18 protein-coding genes are annotated in these 25652 nt (G+C 49.5%); 10 read left to right on the top strand and 8 right to left on the bottom strand.

Annotated features, from left to right (window positions below; all coding sequences use genetic code 11):
• Window positions 1–53: 53 nt before the first annotated feature.
• Window positions 54–434, top strand: coding sequence for a tautomerase family protein (locus ACO0K2_RS17265; RefSeq protein ID WP_423021112.1), 381 nt, complete (start codon window positions 54–56; stop codon window positions 432–434).
• Window positions 435–884: 450 nt separating this feature from the next.
• Window positions 885–2075 carry a lactonase family protein gene (locus ACO0K2_RS17260; protein WP_423021110.1) on the top strand — a complete coding sequence of 397 codons (1191 nt, stop codon included), beginning with the start codon at window positions 885–887 and terminating at the stop codon, window positions 2073–2075.
• 84 nt (window positions 2076–2159) lie between these two features.
• Here ACO0K2_RS17260 and ACO0K2_RS17255 read toward each other — a convergent pair whose 3' ends face one another.
• Window positions 2160–3533, bottom strand: a complete 1374-nt coding sequence (locus ACO0K2_RS17255; RefSeq protein ID WP_423021108.1) for an MFS transporter — start codon at window positions 3531–3533, stop codon at window positions 2160–2162.
• A gap of 209 nt (window positions 3534–3742) precedes the next feature.
• Between ACO0K2_RS17255 and ACO0K2_RS17250 the strand changes: the two genes are divergently transcribed.
• The 4 genes from ACO0K2_RS17250 to ACO0K2_RS17235 all read left to right on the top strand — a co-directional run bounded on the left by ACO0K2_RS17250 (window position 3743) and on the right by ACO0K2_RS17235 (window position 8253).
• Window positions 3743–5899, top strand: coding sequence for an ATP-binding protein (locus ACO0K2_RS17250; RefSeq protein ID WP_423021106.1), 2157 nt, complete (start codon window positions 3743–3745; stop codon window positions 5897–5899).
• Window positions 5896–6495: a response regulator transcription factor gene (locus ACO0K2_RS17245; protein ID WP_423021104.1), complete on the top strand. Its 600-nt coding sequence runs from the start codon at window positions 5896–5898 to the stop codon at window positions 6493–6495. The genes ACO0K2_RS17250 and ACO0K2_RS17245 overlap by 4 nt, the downstream gene beginning before the upstream one ends.
• 129 nt (window positions 6496–6624) lie before the next feature.
• A complete protein-coding gene (locus tag ACO0K2_RS17240; RefSeq protein WP_423021102.1) occupies window positions 6625–7200 on the top strand; it encodes a TMEM175 family protein in 576 nt (191 codons plus the stop codon).
• A gap of 228 nt (window positions 7201–7428) precedes the next feature.
• The gene (locus ACO0K2_RS17235) at window positions 7429–8253 is read left to right on the top strand and encodes a DUF2189 domain-containing protein (protein WP_423021100.1); all 825 of its coding nucleotides are present in this window, start codon (window positions 7429–7431) and stop codon (window positions 8251–8253) included.
• 1161 nt (window positions 8254–9414) lie between these two features.
• Here ACO0K2_RS17235 and ACO0K2_RS17230 read toward each other — a convergent pair.
• Window positions 9415–11346 (bottom strand): AI-2E family transporter, encoded by a 1932-nt coding sequence (locus ACO0K2_RS17230; RefSeq protein ID WP_423021098.1) that lies wholly within the window; start codon window positions 11344–11346, stop codon window positions 9415–9417.
• A 213-nt stretch (window positions 11347–11559) separates the two neighbouring features.
• Entirely contained in the window at window positions 11560–14931 is a 3372-nt protein-coding gene (locus ACO0K2_RS17225) for a S41 family peptidase (RefSeq protein ID WP_423021096.1), read from the bottom strand.
• 265 nt (window positions 14932–15196) lie between these two features.
• Here ACO0K2_RS17225 and ACO0K2_RS17220 point away from each other — a divergent pair, with 265 nt between their 5' ends.
• Complete coding sequence (locus tag ACO0K2_RS17220) at window positions 15197–16972, top strand: glycoside hydrolase family 44 protein (RefSeq protein WP_423021094.1); 1776 nt, start codon at window positions 15197–15199, stop codon at window positions 16970–16972.
• Between the two features lie 92 nt (window positions 16973–17064).
• Here ACO0K2_RS17220 and ACO0K2_RS17215 read toward each other — a convergent pair whose 3' ends face one another.
• On the bottom strand, window positions 17065–18255 hold the full coding sequence (locus ACO0K2_RS17215; protein ID WP_423021092.1) for an acetylornithine transaminase: 1191 nt from the start codon (window positions 18253–18255) through the stop codon (window positions 17065–17067).
• Window positions 18256–18707: 452 nt separating this feature from the next.
• A complete protein-coding gene (locus ACO0K2_RS17210) occupies window positions 18708–19733 on the bottom strand; it encodes a CDP-6-deoxy-delta-3,4-glucoseen reductase (RefSeq protein ID WP_423021090.1) in 1026 nt (341 codons plus the stop codon).
• Between the two features lie 12 nt (window positions 19734–19745).
• Between ACO0K2_RS17210 and ACO0K2_RS17205 the strand changes: the two genes are divergently transcribed.
• Entirely contained in the window at window positions 19746–20678 is a 933-nt protein-coding gene (locus ACO0K2_RS17205) for an SDR family oxidoreductase (protein ID WP_423021088.1), read from the top strand.
• Here the strand turns inward: ACO0K2_RS17205 and ACO0K2_RS17200 are convergent.
• The 3 genes from ACO0K2_RS17200 to ACO0K2_RS17190 all read right to left on the bottom strand — a co-directional run bounded on the left by ACO0K2_RS17200 (window position 20653) and on the right by ACO0K2_RS17190 (window position 23987).
• On the bottom strand, window positions 20653–22440 hold the full coding sequence (locus tag ACO0K2_RS17200; RefSeq protein ID WP_423021086.1) for a GspE/PulE family protein: 1788 nt from the start codon (window positions 22438–22440) through the stop codon (window positions 20653–20655). The two genes, ACO0K2_RS17205 and ACO0K2_RS17200, sit on opposite strands and share 26 nt — an antisense overlap.
• Window positions 22441–22521: 81 nt before the next feature.
• Window positions 22522–23340, bottom strand: coding sequence for a methyltransferase domain-containing protein (locus tag ACO0K2_RS17195; RefSeq protein ID WP_423021084.1), 819 nt, complete (start codon window positions 23338–23340; stop codon window positions 22522–22524).
• A 143-nt stretch (window positions 23341–23483) separates the two neighbouring features.
• Complete coding sequence (locus ACO0K2_RS17190) at window positions 23484–23987, bottom strand: DNA-deoxyinosine glycosylase (protein WP_423021271.1); 504 nt, start codon at window positions 23985–23987, stop codon at window positions 23484–23486.
• A 260-nt stretch (window positions 23988–24247) separates the two neighbouring features.
• Here ACO0K2_RS17190 and ACO0K2_RS17185 point away from each other — a divergent pair, with 260 nt between their 5' ends.
• Together ACO0K2_RS17185 and ACO0K2_RS17180 are read left to right on the top strand one after the other, a co-directional pair.
• Window positions 24248–24706, top strand: a complete 459-nt coding sequence (locus ACO0K2_RS17185; RefSeq protein ID WP_423021082.1) for a hypothetical protein — start codon at window positions 24248–24250, stop codon at window positions 24704–24706.
• 133 nt (window positions 24707–24839) lie between these two features.
• Window positions 24840–25352: a DUF3016 domain-containing protein gene (locus tag ACO0K2_RS17180; RefSeq protein ID WP_423021080.1), complete on the top strand. Its 513-nt coding sequence runs from the start codon at window positions 24840–24842 to the stop codon at window positions 25350–25352.
• The last annotated feature ends 300 nt before the right edge of the window (window positions 25353–25652 follow it).

Here is a 25652-nt window from a genome sequence, read left to right as displayed (position 1 = left end):
TTATGTTGCCTGTGACAAACAACTGACCTGACCTGATTGAGGGGAGAACAACGATGCCTTTAATTACCATTACTTTGCGCCGTCCCAAAACGGTCGATTTCAAAAATGCCGTTTTCGATTCAGTGCACGGTGCCTTGGTCGAATCAGGTGTCCCTGTCGACGACTTATTTCAACGAGCAATCGAACTCGATGCCGTGAACTTTAGGTACGATCCGCGTTATCCTGATGCGAAGCAAGATCGCGACGAGAATTTTGTTCTCATCGAAGTGTTGTGGTCAGTGGGGCGTAGTGTGAAGGTCAAAAAGAAATTACTCGAAAGCCTGATGCTCCGTCTGAGTGACCAAAATATTCATCCCGAAAATGTGATGGTGGTATTTAAAGAAACGACTTGGGAAAATTGGTCTTTTGCAGGTGGTCGTTTGATTCATACTTGATGGTGTTTCAATGACGATGGATGTCATTAGCCACGACATCCTTTGCGTATTTTTTGTATCGCATCTCTTCCTTCTCTCTTCATCTATTTCATTTCCTACCTTTAGTCACCTCGCACGATTTTTTTATGTCGGGGCAATATGGGTCTTTGTAGTGGCTATTCGCTAGCGCTATTTTCTTTTCTTGAGATTTTTTTTTAAAAAATCTGTAAGTAATTTTCTACTACCTCGACCAAACAGCAAGATGAAATTTTCTTGCTACACAAGGACTCCATTGCACATGACGTGTAACTTGGATAGGGCAAACTCACGCTAATTTTTTGTAATACATAGCGCGGTGAGGGAGTGAGTCGGTGTGCTTCAGATTGTTTTGTCTTGGCGATTTTTTTTTAATTTAAAAATTGACCGAAGCATCTTTTGTTCTATCACACATATTCTTATTCAGGAGTCACTATGTCGCGTTTTGTCATTCATACCAAGCAAATTACGATTGTTACCATTCTCACGGCTGCAGGAATTTTATCCGCATGCGGTGGATCGTCGACAACGACACCAGCGGCAACTCCAACACCGCCGGCGCCCGTCGCGATGAATCAACTCTATACACAAACGAACGAACAAGCGAACGTGATTGTTCATATGTCGCGGAATGCAGATGGTTCGTTGACGGTACAGAATCGTGTATTTACGGGTGGTATTGGCACGAACGGCGTGAAATTTGGTGACACGACAAATACGTCTGTTCCTGATTCATTGGTTAGTCAAAATAGTGTCGTGATCTCAAGCGATCATTCCACGTTATTTGCTGTCAATGCAGGTAACAATACCGTCTCCACTTTTGCGATTGATCCTACTACTGGCAATCTGACACTGAAACGCGTTAATACGACTGCTGGGGTATTCCCAACGAGTCTTGCATTCAATAATGGACATCTCTATGTCTCTTTTGAAGGTGGCTCTGAAAAACTGCAAGCGTATAACGTGAATGGTGATGGTGGATTGACACTCATCGGTGCGTATGCCGTGCCAGCCAATGCAAGTAATCCAGTGAGTCCGACCCAAGTTACCTTATCGCCAAATGGTGCGTTTGTGTATGTGAGCACTGGTACAGGTTCCAATGCGGTGGCCAGCTATGCGGTGAATGCCGATGGTACATTAGGTAGTAGCACACTCAATACGTCGGGAATCGTCTCACCATTCGCAGGTACTTTTGTGAATAATTCCTTATATCTCTCAACGGATATTGCAGACAAAGCATTGGCAGCATTCAGTGTGAACGGTGGGACATTGACACCAATTGGTACACCATTGACGAGCGCACAGGCCGGTCCTTGCTGGCTGGTTGTCACACCAAATGGTCAGTTTGCTTATGTCGGTAACGGCAGTGGTCCTATCTCTTCTTATACCATCGCAAGTAACGGTACACTCACATTGAAAAATGCAACAGAGGCGAAGGACTCTGCAAAAGTTGCGGGAGATTCTTGGATCAGCCCTGATGGAAAATTTTTGTACACCGCGTATTTAGCGGATGATGAAGTGATTGCTTATAGCATCGGCAGCGATGGTACCTTAACGAAAGTGGGGAGCCCTGTTTTGATGAATACCGTGACGAAGATCAGTATGCAAGGTTTGGCAGGTATTTAATCGACAATCTCTTCGACGATCTCATCGACGATCTGTTTGTGTTGCCCGGGTGGATGGACCAGCCCCCGGGCTTTTTTTATTGGTTTATGTTTCGGTGGTCTGTGTATTGTCTAAATTAATTTGTGATGTTTTTCCTGTATCACGCATGCTCCAGCAGACGAGCAGGGTGCAAGAAATCACAGCCGTTGCGTACCAATAAAAACCGCTTTCAAGCGCTAATGATTTGAACCACAAGGCAATATATTCGGCTGTTCCACCAAAAATCGACACAGCGAAGGCATAAGGAACACCGACGCCCGTGGTGCGGATTTCGACAGGAAACATTTCTGCTTTGACTAATGCATTAATCGACGTATAGCCAGAGACAATCATCCAAGCGCAGGCAATCAGGAAAAAGGCTTCCCAAGGCCCGTCAGCGTGCCGGATGGCGGTGAGTAAAGGAACCGTCAGTAGCGTACCGAGGGCGGCAAAACCGACCAGCAGTGGACGTCGCCCAATCTTGTCAGATAAGGCGCCGTAGAGGGGTTGTAAGCACATCGCAAAAATTAAGCTACCGGCTGATACGGCTGTGGTTTGTGCATCAGTGAGCCCTACGGATAAACGCAAAAACTTTTGCATATAGGTTGTGTACACATAAAACGCCAGTGTTCCGCCCATTGTGAGTCCGATCACCAGCATGACTTCCTTCGGATAACGTGCTAACTGACGCAAACCGCCTAGCTTTGCTTTTTTGGTGCGTGCTGCTTGGAAAGACTGCGTCTCTGGCAAGTCGTGACGCATCCTCAACGCCAGTAACGCCAAACCCGCGCCGACAACAAAGGGAATGCGCCAACCCCATTCACGCAATGCTTCCGCAGTTAAAAAATAATGTTGCAAAGCAAGGAGTAACAACAGGGCCAATAATTGGCCGCCAATCAGCGTGACATACTGAAAACTCGCATAGAAGCCGCGGTGTTTTGAATCTGCCATTTCAGACAAGTACGTGGCACTCGCACCGTATTCGCCGCCGAGACTCAATCCCTGGATCATGCGTGCTAGCAACAGTAACAATGGTGACCAGATACCGATCATTGCATAGGTGGGAGCACAGGCAATCAATAATGAGCCAAAGCACATCAGCAGCACGGATGCCATCAATGCCGTGCGGCGGCCGTAGCGGTCACCCACGTAGCCAAACAGCACACCACCAACTGGACGAATAAAAAAGCCCAAAGCGAAGATGCCGGCTGTTGACATCATTTGGGCTGTCGTGTCTTGTGCCGGAAAAAAGGAATTGGCAAAATACAAAGAAAAAGCCGCATAACAGTAGAAATCAAACCACTCCACGAGATTTCCTGCTGAACCAATCAGAATGGCTCGAAGCCGACTAAAGCTGATCGCTTCTTTCGTCTCTATGGCGGCTGAACGTTGTTGTATTTCAGCTGTACTTGAGATTGAGTCTGCATTTATTGATGTCATTGCGTGTCTCCAAGGGGGAATCATTGTTTTATGTTCTGTGATGTCATTATTCAGAAAAGTGCGCATCGGTGAATCCGCGTGAATCACCATCCCGCTCTCCGTAGTTTTACGGAGAAAGCAAATAAGCAACCACACGCTGACGAAGTCTCGCTATGATCCTTGCGCTGGGGTTGAACCCTATTTTTGGTTGGTATAAACACGCATTGAGTATGACGTTTCCTTTTTTCTCTTCTTCACATGTTCCTGTGTCATGGCGTCGCTATGTGCAGTGGGGGCTGTTTATGCTTGCCAATCTAGTATTGATTGTGTGTGCTGGACGATGGATGGAATCGCGGGAAATTACGACAAAGACGCGTGCGATCGAACAGACCGCCAAGGCGCAGGTCTTAGGCTTGCGGGGAATCGTTGAAAAATATGACTATCTACCCTTTGCGGCTGCCCAGCATCCTGATGTGATTTCCTTGCTGCGTGAACCCAGCAACGCAGCGTTACAAGCAAAGGTGAATGACTATTTTTCAAGGTTACGGACAGAGACCGGTGCTGCTGCCCTCTATGTGATCGGCGTTGATGGCGTCACGCTCGCTGCAAGCAACTGGAATAGCCCTGAGAGTTTTGTCGGTCAGTCGTACCGGCAGCGCCCGTATTTTGAGGATGCACTGGCTGGTCGTACTGGCTTGTTTTATGGACTAGGACTGACCACGGGCACCTCTGGGTTGTTTATTGCCAAGCCCGTGATGTCCCAGTCGCTGGTGATTGGCATCATGGTGGCGAAAGTGAGCTTGGAGGCATTAGAGAACGTGTGGTCTAAAAGTACGGACCCTCTTGTTTTACTGGACCGTCGCGGCATTGTGTTTCTGAGTTCTGTTCCAGCATGGCTTTACCAAAGCAAAGAAGCCTTATCTGCAGCCGATGTGACTTGGTTGAAAACACACAGCCAATATGGCGCTTCCAGACAATTTGCGCTATTACCTTGGCAATTAGAAAAAGCAAACAAGACGCCAGAATTTGTTTTGCACACGACCATCAAAGACCACACGCGCTCGTTTCTTGCCACCGAAACGTATCTACCTGAACTGGGCTGGACCTTGATTGTGACCAGTGATGTCGAAGACGTGAAGCAAGCTAAGTTGGAAGCATTGATGATCGCGAGTCTATTAAGCGTCGTGCTGCTACTGGGTATTCTCTATTGGCGGTTGCATCAACGTCGCCTCATTGAACAACAGCATGCTCGACGCGAATTAGAGCAGCGTGTCCTGGAGAGAACGCATGATCTGCAAGAAGCACAGGCGTTTCGCAAGGCCATGGAAGATGCCTTATTGGTCGGGATGATTGCGCGCGATGATGCAGGGAAGATCATCTACGTGAACAATGCACTATGCGACATGGTTGGGTATACGCAAGATGAACTTTTAGGTTGTTTGCCTCCTTATCCTTATTGGCATCCGGAAGAATTAGAAAAACACTGGCGCAACAATCAGCAGCTCTTAAACGGTCGTTCTACACCCCATGGTTTTGAATCTCGCATCCGTCACCGTATGGGTGATGACCTCTTCATTATGGTCTACACAGCACCGTTAATTGATTCAAATGGAACGCGACAGGGATGGATGAGCTCTATCGTTGATATCACGGTGCAAAAGCAGATTAAAGATCGTCATCATGAGCAAGAACGGAAGTTGCAGCGTAGCGCACGTCTTGCGAGTTTAGGCGAAATGGCGTCAACGCTGGCCCACGAACTTAATCAACCATTGATGGCCATTTCTAATTTTGCGCTGGCTGCGAGAGCGCTGGCAAACGATCGTGTTCCACCGATGTTAGACGCCGCCTTGGGGGATATTGTCGCGCAGTCTCAACGCGCCAGTGAAATCGTCAAACGCGTCCGAGCATTGATTAATCCACAGCGTCGTGCGTATGAATTGGTCTCCATGCAGACCGTCGTCACTGATACGCTGGCGATGCTGCAACATGAAATACAGCAAACACAAACGGTCGTGAGCGTCGAGATGGATGCCGCGCTTCCATCGATTCGAGGGGATGGCGTACTCCTGCAACAAGTGTTAATCAACTTATGTCAAAATGCCATGCAAGCTATGGAAAGTTTACCGCCATCTCATCATCGCTTAGCCGTCAGCCTCACACAAATTGAGCGTACGATTCAAGTGCGTGTGGCAGATAATGGACCGGGTATTCCTCCTCATTTAGCAGAACAAGTGTTTCACTCCTTTTTTACGACCAAACAGGATGGCTTGGGTCTTGGATTAAATATTTGTCGCACCGTGATTGAAGCCCATGGTGGTCGCATTATTGTTGATCACAGTGAAGAGGGTGGCGCTGTTTTTTTATTTACTTTACCGATAAGCCAATGAACGATGTACCGTTGATGTTATATGTTGTCGACGACGATGAAGCGCTGCGCCGATCGCTGCATATGCTGTTATTTTCACAGGGCTTGCCCGTTCAAACGTTTGAGTCGGGTGAGTCTTTTCTGGCAACCGTCGATCATCGTAAGCCAGGTTGCGTGGTGCTAGATTTGCGAATGGCGGGCATCAGCGGTTTATCGGTCTTAGAAGAATTGAAGCTTCGTCACAGCCCACTTGTGACTCTCTTTTTGTCTGGTCACGGCGATATTCCAACGGCACTCGAGGCGGTTCGGTTAGGTGCCTACGATTGGATTGTGAAACCAGACGTCGAACAATTATTAAAAAAATTGCCTGGTGCCATCGACGAGGCCTACGCTCGGATGCAGGCATTGCAACGCTGGAGCGAGCTGACCGTGCGCGAGCGCGAGGTGGCCCGCCTTGTATCGCTTGGGTATTCCAATAAAGATATTGCCCGTCAACTTATTCCGCCAACAGGACCGCGCACCGTTGAAACGCATCGGTCTCATATTTTTGATAAATTAAACCTCGGCAATGCCAATGAGCTGAGCCGGTGGCTGACTTCATACAGTTGGCTGGAGTGAGGTCGGATGGTAGGATGGAAAGGTGTCTCGTTCTGAGATACCTTAGCGCGAACGATGGACGCTGGCAGCAATGCGTTCAGCGCGCCATGTTGGTCGCTTGTTTTTCCTGATGAAAAAAAGTGTTATCTGATGCATACCAATCGATTAGAGGCATTCAGTGATGGTGTCATCGCTATTTTGATCACCATTATGGTACTAGAAATGAAAGTACCGCACGGCAGTGATTTGAGTGCCTTGCTTCCGCTTTTCCCCGTCTTTTTGAGTTATGTGCTGAGTTTTATCTACGTCGGCATTTATTGGAATAACCACCATCATATGCTGCATATGTGCCGTCGTGTTACGGGTGGGATTCTGTGGGCCAATCTGCATCTATTGTTTTGGCTCTCGCTTATTCCGTTCGCGACCGGATGGGTGGGGGAAAATCACTTCACTGCCAATCCGACGGCCTTGTATGGCCTTGTTTTGCTTATGTCGGCGATTGCCTACTTTATCTTGCAGCATTGCATCATTGCAAGTCAGGGGCCGGACTCCATACTGAAAAAAGCGGTTGGTAGCGATTTGAAAGGCAAAATATCACCGGTCATCTACCTCACTGCGATTGGGGTGTCGTATCTCCAGCCTTGTGTTGCTATGGGCTTGTATGTCGCTGCCGCGATCATGTGGTTGATTCCTGACCGCCGAATTGAGCGTGCGCTAGAAGAATAAGCCCCCAAGCATTGCACTAGACCTTTCACCTGCGGTTGATCTCGACACATCTCACCCGGACAGTGCTCTACTGTGCCGGGTTTTTCTTTTTTGCAGTGCAATGTCGATGACTGATGTATTTTGATGCAAATCAATTGTCAATACACACAGGACTGCTCTAGTATGAAGTCGCTGTACGTGGTAATTCGTAAAAATATATTCCAAGAATGATCTACGAATGGAGACAACATGTCCGATCTCACGCAGGGCAGGGAAGGTGATAGCGCACCACCTGACATTAAAACGATTATCGATACCGAATCGCCATTCCCTCCGATTCGACGTGTTGCGATGTTTCGACCATTTCGCTGGCTGAGTTTGGGATTTTCTGATTTCAAAGCCTCGGGTGGAAGCAGTATTTTTTATGGTGTCTGCTTTGCCGTCATGGGATTGGTGCTCAATCTCGTATTACACAATGCGCCTGAATATGTTTCGGCATTGAGTTGTGGATTTTTGCTAGCCGGACCATTGCTGGCGCTTGGTTTATATGACATTAGCCGACGCATCGAAAACTTGCGTTCAGGCATGCTGGGCAGTGTTTTCTCAATGCGTGGCAGATGGAGCAATATCGGCGTCCTCGCGCTCGTCCTCGCGGTGGTGCTGATGGTATGGGCACGTGCTTCGCTGATTATTTTCGCCCTGTTTTATAACAAAGGCATGCCGACAATGCATGGGTTTTTAGAACAGTTATTTTCCTTAGACCATCTCGAATTTGTACTCGTTTATGCCTGCATTGGGTTTATTTTTGCCAGTATTGTTTTTGCCATTAGCTGGGTATCAATTCCATTAATGTTAGATCGCGATACCGATGCGATTACGGCGATGATTATCAGCGTTGTCTCGTTATTTATTAATGCACCTGCAACGATGGTTTGGGCACTGTTGATTGTGATCAGTGTCGTGATTGGCTTTTTGACTTGGAATCTTGGTTTTATTGTGTTGATGCCGATCATTGGTCATGCGACGTGGCATGCGTATAAAGAGGTGGTGGGGACTGAGGCAGATAGACGATAAGTATTTGATGTCGTCGCTCCCGCAATCGCTCTTCGACGCTCCCGCAATCTCTCTTTCTCTCTCTCCCTCCCGTCGCTCCCGCGCAGGCGGGAGCCCAGTGGCGCGGCAGTGCCTATTTCGGAGGTGAACTGTGAACACACGCCGAAAGCGCTTACGCGCACTGGATACTCCGCTTTCGCGGAGTATGACGAACGAGTAGGTCGGAATTTCTCACTCAGTCATTCCCGCAATCTCCCGTCGCTCCCGCGCACTGGATACTCCGCTTTCGCGGAGTATGGCGAACGAGTAGGTCGTAAATTCTCTCTCCGTCATTCCCGCAATCTCCCGTCGCTCCCGCGTACTGGATACTCCGCTTTCGCGGAGTATGACGAATGAGTAGGTCGTAATTTCTCCCGTCGCTCCCGCGCAGGCGGGAGCCCAGTGGCGCGGCAGCGCCTATTTCGGAGTTGAATTGTGAATATACGGAGAAAGCGCTGACGCGCACTGGATACCCCGCTTTCGCGGAGTATGACGAACGAGTAGGTCGTAATTTCTCTCTTCGTCATTCCCGCAATCTCCCGTCGCTCCCGCGTACTGGATACCCCGCTTTCGCGGAGTATGACGAATGAGTAGGTCGTAATTTCTCCCGTCGCTCCCGCGTAGGCGGGAGCCCAGTGGCGCGGTAGCGCCTATTTCGGAGTTGAATTGTGAACACACGGCGAAAGCGCTTGCGCGCACTGGATACCCCGCTTTCGCGGAGTATGGCGAACGAGTAGGTCGTAAATTCTCTCTCCGTCATTCCCGCAATCTCCCGTCGCTCCCGCGCAGGCGGGAGCCCAGTGGCGCGGCAGCGCCTATTTCGGAGTTGAATTGCGAACACACGGCGAAAGCGCTTACGCGCACTGGATACTCCGCTTTCGCGGAGTATGACGAACGAGTAGGTCGTAATTTCTCTCTTCGTCATTCCCGCAATCTCCCGTCGCTCCCGCGCAGGCGGGAGCCCAGTGGCGCGTTAGCGCCTATTTCGGAGTTGAATTGTGAATACACGGCGAAAGCGCTTGCGCGCACTGGATACCCCGCTTTCGCGGAGTATGACGAACGAGTAGGTCGTAAATTCTCTCTCCGTCATTCCCGCAATCTCTCGTCGCTCCCGCGCAGGCGGGAGCACAGCGGATGCAATAGCTACGCCGCGTACGACACGTCTCGATGTAAACTCGCGATGCAGATATTGAGCGCGGATTCGTACGATCGTGCGACGTCATCGGCGTAGGTAATGGATTTTTCTTCCTCAGAATGAAAGTGGGTGTGTTCATACGGACTAGGCAACAAGACAAGAACACGGTTGATATTGCTGAAGCGTTGTTTCAGGTCAGACAGCAACAAGCTACTTTGTTCGGCTTCTTTCTCTGGCGATGTGCTGACAACGCAAATAACAGAGATACTCTCCGGCTTTGCTCCAGGCGGTGGTGGCGCCGTTAAATCTGCGGGTGAAATATGACGTGCATCGATACGATGATGGCGCAGTACCCGGACGAGAATTTCCGTCGCAAGCTCGTTGCCAACATCAGTCAATCCAACGCATAACACGATGCTGCCTGGCGGGACATCGAGCGATCCTTGGCGAGGGCCACTTAATTTTTCGCGTTGGGCGCGGAGGTGTTTTCCTAGTGACATGTCTTGTAGAAAAGTCGCATGCTCTGATTTTTTCCACGTATGCGTTTTGCCATCGAGGCTTTCAATGACCGTACCAATTGCCATCCCAAGACGTAGTTTTTCGTCTGGATGAATTTTTCCTTCTTCCAAATCGTGTCCTGCTAAATGGAGTGCTGGCATCAGTACTGTATCGCAATAACTCGCGAAAGATTTACGCTTCATGTATGCGCGAGCAGCCGTAATAATTTCGGTGGCGTCACCGGATAAAGCGCGTTGATAAAAATTCTGCGCAAGTGTTAGTGCGCGTACTTCACCAAATAAAATTTCTAGAATATGCAGCGCAGGGATATATCTTCCTGCCACAACAAGACAGAGCGTGAGTGGCGTGGAAACGACCAGTCCCACTGGTCCCCAGATCCAACTCCAGAAAATAGCAGCAATAACGACAGAGAGAGGCGAGAGTCCCGTTGAGTGCCCATACAACTGCGGTTCAACCAACTGGGCAACAATCATTTCGATAGAAAAGAAGATGACAAACGTGATGACCGCCAGACCCCATCCAGGTTCAATCGCTGCAGCCAGCAGAATCGCTGACCCAGCCGCTAGCCAAACACCCACATAAGGGACAAATCGCAGGATCGCAGTGAGCGTGCCAAACAAAATGGCGTGCGGTAGGCTAATGATGCTGAGCCCAACAAAAATCAAGAAGCCGACACCAAAGTTGACCGCAAATTGCGATGAAAAGAAGCGTGATAAACGTTCGCCCGCGTCATTGACGGCGATCGTGGTGGCGCGAATATCGTTGTTGCCGATGAGCCGAATGAGACGGTCACGGAGCGATTCATGCTCGAGCAAGACAAAAATCAGCACCATCAAGACGATGCCCGCCATCTCGATCGGAGGCCAGACGGACGCCATGATTTTTTGTAATAACTGGAGCGGTCTTAACGCAGGCTCCTGAATTTCAACGAGCACCGGCGCGTCTGGATTTTTATCGGCGACGGATTTCATTTTTTCTGCATTACTGAGTTGTTCAGGATCTTTTCGCGTGAGATCACTGAAAACTTTGTCTGCGTGCCCGCTCAGAGAGTCAAATTGCGCATCAGTGAGTTCCCGCAACGTGGCTAATTTATCGTGAATTGTCTCTTCGTATTGAGGGAGACTGCTTGCTAGTTTGACCAACTGCGTCCCGATCACAGTGCCTGCCGCAGCAATGCCTAAGGTCAGCACCAAGACGGCTATCCAAACGGAGGTGGTTTGACCAATACCGACTTTGCGCATTGCTCGCAGCATCGGAGCGACGAGAAAACTCAATAAAATGGCAAGCGTAATCGGGATCAGCACGTCCCTGCCAAAATACAAAAGTGCGAGGACCACGGCTGTACCCAGAATGCCAGCAAGATGACTGGAGGGTGCTGGTGTGGCAGCAGTGTTTTTTTCTGGCGGATTGGTATGGGACATAGCGACCTTCGCAATAGAATGAAACGACCACCTTTTTGAAGGAAGAGGAGGGACCGTTTCACCATGAATAGGGGTGATGAACTGCAACTGATTCTAAATGACGCTACCTTAACAGGTCAACGTGCTCCATGTGCAAAAAAGGTCTCTTGGCCAATGGCACAAGAGACCTTTTAATGATGAGATCCGCCTTTGGTTGATCCTTGGTGGCAAGGATTACTTCAATGGTGGATATGCATGCGGAACCATGGCTTTGATGGGTTCCGCTTGCAACTTATCTTGCAACATCTTTAATGCTGTCTCTAGTTGCTGATCTTGGCCGTTAAATGTCGCATGCGGCAGGTTTTCAACATTGACGTCGGGGATGACACCAATGCCTTCCACTAACCACTGGCCATCCATGCTAAATTGCGCATTTTCTGCGGCACGGATCATGCCATTGTCTGACAGGGCGTTGCCATCCGATAGCCATACACCCGCTCCAGCCGTGCGTCTGCCGACCAGTGGTGCCAATTTCAGTGCCTTGATTCCTGCGGCGAATGTCTCACCATCGGAATAAGTGAGCTCATCGACGAGCACCACCAAATGGCCTCTAAAGGTTTGCTGCATATTGGTTGACGGCGCAGCAACAGGGTTGGACCAGAATGCCCAAGCTTTACGCAATAGCTTTTCGATGATCCAGCTATCGATATTGCCACCACGGTTACGGCGGACGTCAATGATTAATCCATCGCGTTCAATATTGCTATAGAAGTCGCGGGCAAAGGTATTAATATCCTCCGGTCCCATGGCGCGTAGATGCAGATAGCCAATCTTACCGTTTGATGCCTGATTGACGCGTTCACGACGACTTTGCTCCCAATCCGTGTAGCGGAGATCGGCGTTTTTCTTCATCGAAACTGGTGTCACGATGACGTCATGCGGTGCTTGTTTTTCGTGTTTGATTTGCAGTAGTACTTGCTTATCCGCCTGATTGATCAGGAGATCAGCAATATCACGTGCAGCGGTAACGGCGTGACCATTGACTGCCAAAATCGTATCGCCTTCTTTGACATCGACATCAGGCTGTGCCAAAGGACCCGCTTCCGCCGGCAACTCTTGTTCACTACGGTAAATGTGCTCGATTTTGACACCCTCATTGGTACGGCTTAACACCGCACCCAGTGCCGCTGGTACGCCTTCAGGAGCTGCTTTTCGCTGGTCACCAGGACGGAACTGTGAATGCAATGCGCCGACTTCGCTGACCATTTGCGCCAACACATCATTGAGCTCGGCACGATCGGTCACGCGTTCCACAAGCGGTGCGTACTTCTGCCGGACGGCGTTCCAATCGACACCACGCATATGATCGTCATAGAAAAAGTCACGATGCATACGCCACGCATCATTGAACATTTCACGCCATTCTTGGCGCGGATCGACGATAAAACTCCAGTCCTTGATATTGACTTTTGATTGGCTCAGATCGCCAGGCGCTTTTGCTCCCGCGTCAACGATGACAAAATCATCGGCAACGGGGCCGACAGGCGATGCCGTCTGGTAGACAACATGTTTTTTATCAGTAGACACATCAAAAAAGCGCACGCCACTCGCAAAAGTCTCCACTTTCGGTGTCGTGTTACTGATAGCGAGTGTTTTCACATCCCCTTTTTCATCCTGACCATCTTGGTCGAAGACATACAGGCGCTTATCATCGCTCGCTAAATAACGATAGTTGCCGGTCGCCAAGGGCACCTGATACAGACGTGTAGTGAGACCGTTGTAATCGATGGCGGGTGGCGTCTTCGTGTTTGTCGATGCGGTTTCTCCTTTATCTGCACCTGCTGCGTCACTCTTTTTATTTTCTTTTTTGTCTTTGTCTTTGTCTTTGTCTTTGTCATTGGCAGCATGTAATTCGTCTTCCGCTTTAAATGGGAAAACTTGTTTACTCTGCAAAGCCAGTGCGAAAACACCGGTACGTTTATCAAAACCAGGGCCAAGGTTGCGGTCGCCCCATGGTGCATTATTGGTCACCTTAAACTGGCGGTCCGAGAGAAAATACAGCCAATGTCCATCACTCGAAAAAACGGGTGAGCGTGATTCATAATGATCGCTGGTCACAAAGCGCAATTGTTTATCAGCGAGTGAATACAATCCAATTTGAGGACGTTGTGCTGAGGTATCGGGTCTGACAATCGCTACGGTGCGGCTATCCGTAGACCAGACGATGGTGTCGAACTCGGGAATGCCTTTTTTACCTGCATCATCAACGATCTGATTCGTTTTTGTGGCCAAGTCGAGCAGCCACAAACGTCCACGTTTATCGGTATGTGCCAGCCATTTTCCATCCGGTGACGGGTAGAGATGGAATCGGTGTACTGACCCGTCTTTTGTCAGCTTTTCTGCTGGTCCGATGCCATTGGCAGGAAATTGCCAGATTTCGTTTTCACCCGTGGTATCCACGATCGCGAAGATATGTTTTTGATCCGCAGAAAAAACGGCATTGCGCGCCCGTGCGTCAGGGGGGATTGCAAGATCAATGCGGCGATGCTTTCCGGTGCTCGCTATTGCGACGCGACCTCGTGCTGTAAAGAGTAATTTATCGCCTTTACCTGCGACGTCGATATTGGTCAAAAACTCGAGGGGATTTTTGATCAGATGCTGACGTTCTTGATCAAAGTCTGATACCAGTTGGATAGACAGCGTTTTATCGGCACTGTTGGCAAGATCAAGGACGTGCAGATCTGCACCACTTTGATAGACAATTTTGCCATCACCCAATGCGGCGTTACGGACATCCCATGCGGTTTGGTGAGTTAATTGCTGAGGTGCAGAACCATCAGGGTTGGCGCGCCAGATATTAAAGTTGCCGTCGCGATCGCTGATGAAGTAGAGCTGGCCTTGCCACCACATGGGGCGTTTATTGTTGCTCGTGTCGGAGGCAAATAGGTGGACCGCTTCAGCATTCCCTTGCAGATCATATCGCCAAAGCTGTGCAGTGGCACCACCACGGTAGTGCTTGGCGTTATCGTTCGTCATCTGGAGACCGAAGCGCGTGAAATACAAAAAGCGACCTGTGTCATCGAGACTGGCTTCGTTGGCATCCGCGACGGGAAACACCCGACGTGCCATCGTTTTCGGGTTGATCGCGGCGATGATGCGGTGTGCACCGGGGCCTGTACTATTTTGGGTGCTGATCAACACTTCGCCTTGCGCCGTCCAACCAAGAACCGTGACGACGTCATTTTCAAAACTGATACGGGTCGGTAATCCCCCGTTGACAGGCATGACGTAAGCTTCGGTTGCACCTTCGTATGCTGCAGAGAATGCCAGCCATTGACCATCCTGAGAGAGACTTGGATACAACTCTGCAGCAGGATGGGTTGTTAAACGTTGCGCTTGTCCTCCGTTACTCCCAACCTTCCAAATATCACCTTCGGCAGTAAAAACCACTGTGTCCGCACGGATGCCGGGAAACCGGTAGTAGGCAGCGGCATTCGAAGCTTGGCCTGTCGCCTGCATAGTGGCCGCCGCAGCAGCGTGAGCGAGTGGTTGTTGGGAAAGTCCAAAACAAAGGCTCATTAAGATCGCTAGTCGGTGTTGTTTCATGGTTTGTCTCAGTGAATTAGTTGGATCGGGTTTGATGAGGCGGTCAGGAATAGTGTTAAAACGCATAGCAATTTTCGCACCAAACTCGGTTAAATGTTACTGAATTGTAAGATTTGTTGAAATACGGAAACTTTTAGCATAAAACGTCATTCGCTCACAAATATTTCCATGTGGAAATATTTAGTGTCTGTCAGAGCAAAGATACGCGGTCCGGATGCGACGTCTGGATGTGCAACCAAGCTGAGCTCATTTTCAGGAGAATGCAATGAGACCCACGACGTTCGCTAAAGTTCTTGTCATCATCAATTTTTCAGCACAATGTGCGCTGTCACAAGCACAAAGTGTGACTTTCAGTATCGACACCCAGTCACAACGCACACCTATTAGCCCTCTGATCTACGGATACAACGCGTATGCCGATGGAACGGGGCGTGCCGGCCTCGATAACCAAGGGGGACTCGCCAATCTGCAATCACTTAACTTAACCTCCCGTCGGTTAGGGGGCAATGACATGACCAGCTATAACTGGGAGAACGGTGTCAGTAATTCGGGGATGGATTGGTGTAATTCGTCGAATGCTGCTGTGAGTTACACAGCGGGTGCCGGTCAACCGAACAGCAATGCTGGCTTGGCTTATTATGCGCCGGGGGCTGCGCTTCTATCGTTTCAAACACAGTCAATTTCTTTAGGAACGTATTCATTGCTGCAATTGCCCGCGGCGGGCAAGCTTCCCAAAGATATTGTGAACCTCAATCCACCTGGTTCCTGTAACGGGTCGCAACTCTGGCAAAGTGCGCCTGGTCCTTCCAATGTTGACACCAATCGCTGGGTGACGATTGTGAACGATAAACCAGCCAGTGCTGGTCCCTTGACACTGACCCCCGCTATTGGTGATGGTAATGTGTACATCGACGAAGAAATTCATTTTTTGTTAAAAAATTTCGGCTCTGCGTCAACAACCAAAGGAGTCAAAGCTTATGAGCTCGATAATGAACCGGATCTCTGGCATTTATGGCCAACGCAATACGGTAACGGCACACACCCACTGTTATATCCAACACTGACCACGGTGGCGGATGTCTTGCAAAAAAATCTCAATTTGGCAACCACCGTGAAACGCATGGATGGAAAGGCAGAAACCTATGGGCCGGTGGTCAGTGGCTATCTGGGATTATTCAGTTTGTGGGCAGTGTGGGATGGCACGCAAACGCGGCAGCCTGCTGATTGGGGTACTTACAACGTCGAACCTTATCTCACCAATAAAACAGGGGACCGTTATCGCTATAACGGCATGACGTTTGCGAACGTCTACCTCGATAAAATGCGGAAGGCATCGGCCGCTGCGGGTCACCGTTTGCTGGATACGTTTTCATTTCACTATTACCCACAGGCATCCTCAACACCGACTGATCGAGTTCAGGCGTCGCGTAGTTTATGGGACGCCAATTACGTTGAACCAACGTGGATCACGCAGCCTGGGTATGGGTTTACCGATGGGCGTGGATTACAGTTGATTCCGAAACTCAAACAGTCTGTGGCGGATTTTTATCCCGGTACCAAGCTCGCCGTGACTGAATATGATTTTGGCGGTAAGACCGATGTGACTGGTGCCATCGCACAAGCCGATGCATTAGGGGCATTTGGACAGCAGGGCGTCTACATGGCCAGTTATTTTGGTGATGTGGAAGGGTATATTGCCGCCGGATTTAAGGTGTATCGCAATTACGATGGAAATAAGTCCGTGTTTCCTGAAGTGGCGGTGAAGGCGGTATCGACCAACAATGGCAACGGTACCGTCTACGCCGCAGTGAGCGCCAAAGATCCATCGACATTACACATTATTGCGATTAATCGACTTTCAACAGCACTCTCATCCAGCATCCAAATTAAACATCCCACTACGTTTAAAACGGTTCAAGCATGGGGTGTGGATAGCACAAGTCAGAACGTCACACCGAGAAAAGGTGTCGCCAGTGTGGCTAATAACAGCTTTAGCTATGTTTTACCCGCCTTGTCTGTGATGCATTTTGTGTTGAAATAAAGAGGCAATGTTTCGTGAGCTAAGAGCAAAAAAGCCTCGGTGGCAGTGCGTCACCGAGGCTTTCTTTATGGCAGGAAGGATGCCTTGATCGATTATTTTTTCACTTGCTTGAGTACTTCGCGCAGCATGCTTAACATCTGATCGAGTTCTTCTTTTGTGACGGTCAATGCAGGCATAAAGCGCAGCAAATCTGGACGTGGGGAGTTCAGCAACAAGCCCACTGGTTCCATGTTACGTGCGACCTCCACAATTTGTGCGCCAATGTTGTCGCCCAGTTTTAAGGCGCGCAAGAGGCCTTCGCCCCGTTCACCTTGCAACCCAAATTCAGCAGACAATTTATTCAATTCATCGCTCAGATAGCGTGCTTTTTCTTTGACCGAATCCAAAAAGCCAGGTGCTGTCAATTCTTTTAACACCGCAAGACCAACGGCTGTCATCAGCGGGCCACCGTTGTAGGTACCACCTTGGTCGCCAGGAACAAAGCAAGCAACTGCTTCGCGGCAGAGCAATGCACCCAGAGGAACACCACCGCCGATGCCTTTTGCCAGCGTCATGATGTCAGGTTCGATACCGGACAATTGATAGCCGAACAATTCGCCAGTACGTCCCATACCTGACTGGACTTCATCCACGATCAAAAGAATGCCGTGCTTTTGTGTTAATGCGCGCAACGCTTGCATGAACTCGCGTGTCGCAGGAATCACGCCGCCTTCACCTTGGACAGGCTCCAACATCACGGCAACAGTTTTGTCCGTGATCAATGCTTCAACAGACGCGATATCGTTGAGGTCGGCTTTCGGGAAACCACTGACTTGTGGAGCAAATAATTTGTCCCAGCCTGGTTTGCCGGAAGCCGACATGGTTGCCAGTGTACGACCGTGGAAACCGTGGTCAAAGGTAATGATTTCAAATGCGCCATTTTTGTTTAATTGACCCCATTTACGCGCCAGCTTGATGGCACCTTCATTGGCTTCTGCACCACTGTTAGTGAAGAACACGCGATCAAAGCAAGAGTGCTGAGTCAATTGGGTAGCTAATTCCACCATTGGACCATTGTAGAACGCAGGTGAAGGATTGAGCAGTTTTTTAGATTGTGCGATGAGCGCGTCGGTAATGACGGCGGGGCTATGGCCGAGACAATTCACAGCCCAGCCTTGCAAGAAGTCGAGATAACGTTTGCCATTATTATCCGTCAGCCACATGCCGCTGCCTTCAGTAAAGACGATTTCCGGGCGTGGCGTGATGTACATCAGAGAATTAACGTTGTACTGACTGAATTCCATTTCAAGACTCCTAGGGTCATTCCAGAGGTGGATAAAAAAATAGCAAAAAATGCGAAACTAAAACGTAACTAAACCGTAACTAAACGGTAATAAAGCCCTAAAAAAGCAAAAAGCCACAGGAGATGGCCTGTGGCTTAGGTTTGGTGCTGCCGTCTCATCTGACGCGCAGGTACACTAACACATCCGCCCAGGCTCGTTGAACGAGCGGCGACGTCGCACGATATTCGGTGAGGACATGTCAGGAAAATTTTTCATAAGGCGGATAGTAGGACTTTTTGCGCGGTGCGTCAAAATAAATTTGCAAAGTCCGCGAAAAAAATCAATGCAACACGCACTTGTCAAAACAAAAAGATCTTAACCGAAAACCACGTGTTGCACATTGACCAGACCTGCCTCTCACTCCTGACGGTTTGACGCAACCGTTGTCGTGAGAAGCGGGTCTGGTGATGGGATTAATTCGCTAAATCAGCTTCAGAAGTGAACGAATCGGCAAAGAACGCATCGGCTGGTAAGCCGCATTGGGCAACAAAGTCGCGCTGTGCAGACTCAACGACGATCGGTGCGCCACACGCATAGACCTCGTGACCCGAGAGGTCCGGAAAATCAGCCATCACCGCTTGATGAACAAAGCCCGTACGACCCGACCATTGATCTTCAGGCGTCGCATTGGAGACCACGGGTACGTAGGTAAAGCCAGATAATTGCGCTGCCCACTCCTGGCACAGGTCGTTCATGTACAGGTCTGCTGGACGACGACCGCCCCAGTACAAACTCACTGGACGGGTGGATTGCGTATGAATCAGGTGTTCAACGAGTGCTTTGATCGGCGCAAAGCCCGTACCGGACGCCAGCAACACGATCGGCTTGTCGCTGTCTTCGCGTAGGAAAAAACTCCCTTGTGGGCCTTCAAAGCGCAAGATGTCGCGCTCTTTGAGCGTCGAGAAGACTTGATCCGTGAACACACCGCCGGGCATATGACGGATATGCAAGGTAATATGTTCGTCGAGATGTGGGGCATTGGCCATACTGTAACTACGGCGTTTGCCATCGCGTAACAGGAATTCGATGTATTGACCGGCGCGGTATTGCAGACGTTCGTTGGCTGGCAATTGTAATTTGACAAGCATCACGTCGTCGGACAGCTTTTCCAGCTTGGCAATGCGGGTCGGCATTTTTTTGATCGGATAATCACCGCTGGCGACAATTTCGCGCGCCTCAATCGTTAAATCTGATTGTGGTTTGGCACAACAGAACAACGACATCCCTTGCGCTTCTTCCGTCTCTGGTAGTGCACGTTGCTGGTGATTGCCGTGTACAACCGTACCTGCGGTAATTTTGCCCTTGCAAGAGCCGCAGGCACCGTTTTTGCAGCCATACGGTAAGCCAACACCGGCGCGCAAAGCAGCGGATAATACGGTTTCGTCAGCCTCGCAGCTGAATTGACGACCACTAGGGGTCACAGTTACTTGAAAAGTCATACAATCCTGAGCATGAAAAAACAGTTTAAAAAATGGGGCAGGCCACGCTTGCTGATCGTTGGATGCGGCGATGTGGGACTGCGTTTGTTGCCGTTATTGCGTGCTTCTTTTCGGGTCTACGCGCTTACCAGTCAACCGGCACGGTGTGCCGAACTGCGAGCAGCAGGCGCAATTCCGCTCGTTGCAAACCTGGATAATGCTGCCAGTCTGGCAAGACTTTCCGGATTGGCATCGTATTGTGTTCACTTAGCGCCACCGCGTTCAGAAGGGGTGAAAGACCAGCGCACGCAAAATCTGACCGCCATTTTACCTGACAAGAGCAGGCTTGTTTATATCAGCACGACAGGGGTGTATGGCGATTGCGGCGGCGCCTCCTTCGATGAAACACGTCCGGTAAAACCGCAAAATGCCCGAGCCATTCGACGCGTTGCGGCAGAAGAGCACTTACGCAGATGGGCGCGGCAATCGCATTCCCGCCTTGCAATTTTACGTGTTCCGGGGATTTATGCCGCTGATCGTTTGCCGATCGAGCGCTTGCAAAAAGGCACACCAGCATTAGCAGACGCCGACGATGTCTACACCAATCATATTCACGCCGATGATCTTGCTCAGTTAATCAAATTGGCGCTGTTTCGTGCGTTACCCCAGCGCGTCTATAACGCTGTAGATGATAGTGATCTCACTATGGCGGCTTATTTTGATCTCGTCGCTGATACTTTTGCCTTGCCTCGCCCACCACGTTTGCCACGCAACGAACTGGCGCAACAAGTGTCGCCGATGTTGCTGTCATTTATGTCGGAATCGCGTCGCATACAAAATCGCCGGATTACATCTGAACTTGGTATGCGCTTTCAGTATCCGACGGTCGCTGAGGGCGTTGCTGCTGCCGTCGCTGCTACCGTCGCTGCTACCTTCGCGACTACACCAACGACGAAGTCACCTTGAGCACTTCATCCGCTGTCGTCACGCCCTCAATAATTTTTTCGGCACCAGCGATGCGTAGAGGTTTCATGCCATCTTTGATACTCTGTACCCGCAGCGCATGAATGTCAGCTTCTTTGGTAATGAGTTTGCTAAATGGCTGTGTGACGGTGAGCAATTCGTATAAACCAGTCCGACCCAGGAAGCCCGTTTGGCGACATTCTGGGCAACCCACTGGACGATAGATCACGTTTGGTTTCGGCAATTCCCACTCTTCAGACAAGCTTTGCCAAACAGGATCTGGCAATTCACCGTCGGGCGTTTTGCAGTACTTACACAAGGTGCGGACCAAGCGCTGCGCCAGAATGCCAATGATCGTGGCCTCTAGCAGGTAGTAAGGAACGCCCAACTCAAGCAATCGCATGATGGCGGAAGGCGCATCGTTGGTATGCAGCGTCGACAACACAAGATGGCCTGTCAGCGCTGCCTGCACAGCCATTTCTGCTGTTTCGAGGTCACGAATTTCGCCGACCATAATAATGTCAGGATCTTGTCGCATCAGCGCGCGGATACCATCCGCAAAACTCAAATCAATCGCCGACTGCACCTGCATTTGATTAAACGAAGCCTCTACCATTTCAATCGGATCTTCGACGGTACATACGTTGACGTCTGCCGTCGCCAATGATTTTAAAGTGGTGTAGAGGGTCGTGGTTTTACCGGAGCCTGTGGGGCCCGTCACCAAGATAATGCCATGGGGCTTTTTTGTGAGGGTATCCCAACGAATCGCATCATTGGGCGGAAAACCCAACTCGGGCAAGGTCTTTACAACCACCTCGGGATCAAAAATACGCATGACCATCTTCTCGCCAAAAACGGTCGGCAAGGTCGATAAACGCAATTCAATTTCCTGCCCGTCAGCGGTGCGCGTTTTGATACGACCATCTTGCGGACGACGTTTTTCAATCACGTCAATGCGACCGAGTAATTTAATCCGTGCCACCATGGCAATCATGATGCTGGCAGGGAGCTGGTAGACTTGATGTAACACGCCATCAATCCGGAAACGGATGGCGGCCATATCCCGTTTGGGCTCTAGATGAATATCCGATGCCCGCTGATCAAAGGCAAATTGCCACAGCCAATCAACAATATTCACAATGTGTTGATCGTTGGCATCGAGTTGTTTGTTGGCTTTTCCCAGTTCGACTAACTGCTCCAGATTTTGACGCAAGCCAAGATCGTTGGTGTTGATCTTGCGGGCGTCTTTGATGGACTTCGCCAGCGAGAAAAATTGGACGATGTATTGCGAGATCTCTAGCGGGTTTGCCAAGACGAGACGAATTTCTTTGCGTGAAATCCGGGCGATTTCTTCTTGCCATTCGAGATTAAACGGATCGGTCGTTGCGACGACGACGGTGTTGCCCGTTGTTTCTACAGGCAAAATATTAAACCGCGTTGCATATTTTGCCGACATCACATCGGACACCGAGGTGAAGTCGATCTTTAATGGATCAATGCGGTAGAACGGTAAATTGACCTTGCGGGCTGCCCACTCTGTTAGCCAATCGAGTGTCAGCAACTGTTGAGGTGGCTTTGCCGATACCAATTTCGTTTGTGCCGCTGCGGTGAGCGGATGCATGCTGACGGGGCCGTTTTTAAGGATGCCTTGTGCTTCGTTAAACTTCGCTTTGGCATCTTCTTTTTTGACGATGCCATCCTCCATGAGCCAGGTAAAAATCTGTTGAAGACCCAAATGACGCTTTGTACTTGTGCTTGTATTCATTTTTTCCTGGCAGGCGGATAGTGAGATTCACCGATTTATATCAAAAGCGATGGCATCTGTCGACAACGATCGTCATCGTTGTTACGCGGGATCACACGCAGCTTTTAAGCCGTTGACCCATGATTTTGTTGGGAGCTTTGTCTCTGCTTTGATTTCGCTGGCCCGTTCATATAAAGCGGGAAAATCCAGAGTTTGTTTCTGCTTAAAAGCAATGGCGACCACATTACCATCATGAACTTCCGGCAGACACATGACTTCGGCAAACGCAAAGCGTAATGCTTTGAGATTTTTTGCGTAGCTTGGGTGATCGCCAAATAAATTGACCGTCAGGATGCCATCGTCTTTGAGGCACGCTGCACAGGCTTCATAAAACTCTGGGGTGTCAAGTACAGGCCCTTTTGCTGTCGCATCGTAAAGATCGACTTGCAATGCATCAATCGTGTCACGGTTGTTTTCATCCATGACAAAATCCATCGCATCCATTTCGACTACTTGCAGACGATCATCGTTAGCAGGTAGTTTGAACATGCTCTCGCAAATGGCGATGACGGAGGGGTTGAGTTCAATGGCGGTGACGCGTGCTTCTTCGAAATGACGGTAACAAAATTTAGTCAGCGCGCCAGTGCCGAGGCCTAGTTGAACGATGTGTTCTGGGGTCTTGTTGAAGAGCATCCACAGCATCATTTGTTGTGCGTATTCTAGTTCGATACTGTCAGGCTTGCGTAGACGCATCGCGCCTTGTACCCATTCCGTACCGAAATGTAAAAACCGCACACCGTCGAGCTCGGACAGGGTGACGGGCGCAAATTTAGGCTTACGTGGTGATTTTTTGGCTGCAGCAGCCTTGGGGCCAGAGCGATGGTTCGCTTCGGCTTCGATGGATTTTCGTTTGATTAGCATAGGTGTATTTTACCTTCCGCGTCTCTATAACGCAAAAAACAAAACATGTAAAAAATACAAAAAACGTAATGGCGATGAGTTAAATCCCTCGTAAGGAGATATCTCTTCCGTTGCAGGATGACCGCTAGCGAACGGCTGCGTTATCAAACCCTATCGGATAGGGTGGTACGATCATCCTGCACTAATTGTCGCCACAATGCGCATTTTTGTTCCATGCTCAGCATGGCATTTGCTGGTGAAGAAGAGGGAAGCACCAGCGTTTGATAGCCTTGCGATTGAAAATAGTGCTGAATTTTTGCGGCTGTTTTACCATTAAAGCAAACACGCCGTAACGTGGGGAATTGCTTCTTGAGCCCCACAAAATCATTGATCTGTCCTGCGCGGATGGCTGAATCCAGACTTCCTTTCCGTTGGCAGCGTTCAAAAACATCCCACAATCCGATCCCGTGTGATAACAGGCAATGGAGTTTCTCTTCATACGATAGCGAAACCAAATCGGTGTTTAATGTCGCAGAGAGCAGACCCCAGAACTGGTTATGCCGGAATGCATAATACTGCTGTGCTTGTAGCGAGGCCTCGCCGGGAAAACTGCCTAAAATGAGGGTATGGGTCTGATCGTTAATGACCGCAGGGAAACCGGACAACACCGGGTTGTCGTGGGGTGTCGTCTGCAGTTGTTCGGTGGTGGAAGAAAGTAGTGGTGGCATGGGCAGGTGCAGGTGCAGGGGGCAGTGAGATGTCTGCGATTCAATGATCTTCGGCGATAATACGCGTAATTGTAAGTAAATACTCTAGAACGTTAAAGAACGCTACAAAAACGGGAACTTTTTGTTAAGCAAGGACTCTTAAGATGGTGTTAAATACGATCCGACGCATTATTTTGAATGCTGGAATCAAGGAGATAGCGATGAAAAAATTATTGATGGTAGCTGCAGTAGCTCCCGTTGTGTTGTTGGCAGCGTGCTCTACGCCCTCCAACTCAGGCAATGTGTATCGTGCGGGACAAACGCAAACCGAACAAACAGTCCGTTTTGGGTATGTGGATTCTGTTCGCCACGTGACGATTGATAAAGGCCAGACCGGTGTTGGTACAGTGGCTGGTGCAGCGTTGGGCGGTATTGCTGCTGGCTCTGGTATTGGTGGTGGTAACGGCTCTATCGCGGCAGGTATTGTTGGCGCAGTAGCCGGTGGCATCATTGGTCAGAAAATTGAAAACAACACCAGTCAGAAGCCTGGTCTTGAAATCACCGTGCGTCTTGACAACGGTGATATCAAAGCCATTACACAAGATGCTGATGAAGGATTTAATGTCGGTGACCGTGTACGTCTGTTGTCCAACGGTAGAACGACGCGTGTGACCCACTAAGTTCTGGTTGTTGATGTTATTTGCATCAATCAAACAGCCAGCTTGTCTGGCTGTTTGTTTTTAGGACGTCCTTTTTATTCGGGACACCCGTATCCGTTCTGGTGGTCGTTGAACGGAATGAAGGAGAATTGAGATGAAAAAATACTGTATTGCATTCGCCTTGGCCTGTGGCTGCTTTGCCTACCCCATCGCCAACGCTGGCGAGGTCAAGTTGACGTGGCAGGACCCTGATAATTACACCGATATTCGCCCGAGTAACGAGACGCGGGAAAGATTTAGAGAGGAGGTATTTCAAAGTCTGGGTGAGGTCTTTGCCGATTTAGCCAAAAAATTGCCTGATGATGTGACGTGGAACGTCACAGTGACAGATGTTGATCTGGCCGGCGACGTGCGTCCGGGCATGCGCCCAGGCGGTGGAGATATTCGGATTGTCAAAGATATCTACTGGCCAAGGATGTCATTCAATTACACGATGATCGATGCGAAGGGGGCAGTGATTGCGCAAGGAAAAGAAGATATCGCTGATATGAGTTTTATGATGACACGGCCATTTAACACCAGTAACAGTCCTTTTCCTTACGAAGCAAAAATGTTGGATGACTGGTTCAGAAAGCAAGTGAAGAATCAGCAATTCCCAGTGAAGTAATGCTGTTTAGAAACATATCGGGCGAACATCTTGATTGTTCGCCCTTTTTTTTGTCTGTTGCATTTTATTTATGGGTGGATGTGGCTTAAAATGCAATAATTGATGTTCTTTTGCATAAAAACAATTATATTTCGATGTTGGAGATCCTTTTATTTGGGATCTTGACGCGGCCTCTGAGCGGGCTCTACGTGAGCTTTAAGCAGCCACTAAAGACTTCGACCTACCTTCTTTGTTTGGCAAGGAAATGGGAGGCGAATGTCCACCGTATTCCATGCGTTGACCTAAAGTGATGAAGGCAAA

Source organism: Undibacterium sp. MH2W, from assembly GCF_049340215.1.
Lineage (GTDB): Bacteria > Pseudomonadota > Gammaproteobacteria > Burkholderiales > Burkholderiaceae_D > Undibacterium.
Note: the sequence above shows the minus strand (reverse complement) of the source record. Positions and strands in the feature narration are given on the sequence as shown.

Bases quoted from the DNA above. Each gene is read 5' to 3' on its own strand.
- ACO0K2_RS17265 (WP_423021112.1), top strand. From the start codon at position 54: ATGCCTTTAATTACCATTACTTTGCGCCGTCCCAAAACGGTCGATTTC.
- ACO0K2_RS17260 (WP_423021110.1), top strand. From the start codon at position 885: ATGTCGCGTTTTGTCATTCATACCAAGCAAATTACGATTGTTACCATT.
- ACO0K2_RS17255 (WP_423021108.1), bottom strand. From the start codon at position 3,533: ATGACATCAATAAATGCAGACTCAATCTCAAGTACAGCTGAAATACAA.
- ACO0K2_RS17250 (WP_423021106.1), top strand. From the start codon at position 3,743: ATGACGTTTCCTTTTTTCTCTTCTTCACATGTTCCTGTGTCATGGCGT.
- ACO0K2_RS17245 (WP_423021104.1), top strand. From the start codon at position 5,896: ATGAACGATGTACCGTTGATGTTATATGTTGTCGACGACGATGAAGCG.
- ACO0K2_RS17240 (WP_423021102.1), top strand. From the start codon at position 6,625: ATGCATACCAATCGATTAGAGGCATTCAGTGATGGTGTCATCGCTATT.
- ACO0K2_RS17235 (WP_423021100.1), top strand. From the start codon at position 7,429: ATGTCCGATCTCACGCAGGGCAGGGAAGGTGATAGCGCACCACCTGAC.
- ACO0K2_RS17230 (WP_423021098.1), bottom strand. From the start codon at position 11,346: ATGTCCCATACCAATCCGCCAGAAAAAAACACTGCTGCCACACCAGCA.
- ACO0K2_RS17225 (WP_423021096.1), bottom strand. From the start codon at position 14,931: ATGAAACAACACCGACTAGCGATCTTAATGAGCCTTTGTTTTGGACTT.
- ACO0K2_RS17220 (WP_423021094.1), top strand. From the start codon at position 15,197: ATGAGACCCACGACGTTCGCTAAAGTTCTTGTCATCATCAATTTTTCA.
- ACO0K2_RS17215 (WP_423021092.1), bottom strand. From the start codon at position 18,255: ATGGAATTCAGTCAGTACAACGTTAATTCTCTGATGTACATCACGCCA.
- ACO0K2_RS17210 (WP_423021090.1), bottom strand. From the start codon at position 19,733: ATGACTTTTCAAGTAACTGTGACCCCTAGTGGTCGTCAATTCAGCTGC.
- ACO0K2_RS17205 (WP_423021088.1), top strand. From the start codon at position 19,746: ATGAAAAAACAGTTTAAAAAATGGGGCAGGCCACGCTTGCTGATCGTT.
- ACO0K2_RS17200 (WP_423021086.1), bottom strand. From the start codon at position 22,440: ATGAATACAAGCACAAGTACAAAGCGTCATTTGGGTCTTCAACAGATT.
- ACO0K2_RS17195 (WP_423021084.1), bottom strand. From the start codon at position 23,340: ATGCTAATCAAACGAAAATCCATCGAAGCCGAAGCGAACCATCGCTCT.
- ACO0K2_RS17185 (WP_423021082.1), top strand. From the start codon at position 24,248: ATGAAAAAATTATTGATGGTAGCTGCAGTAGCTCCCGTTGTGTTGTTG.
- ACO0K2_RS17180 (WP_423021080.1), top strand. From the start codon at position 24,840: ATGAAAAAATACTGTATTGCATTCGCCTTGGCCTGTGGCTGCTTTGCC.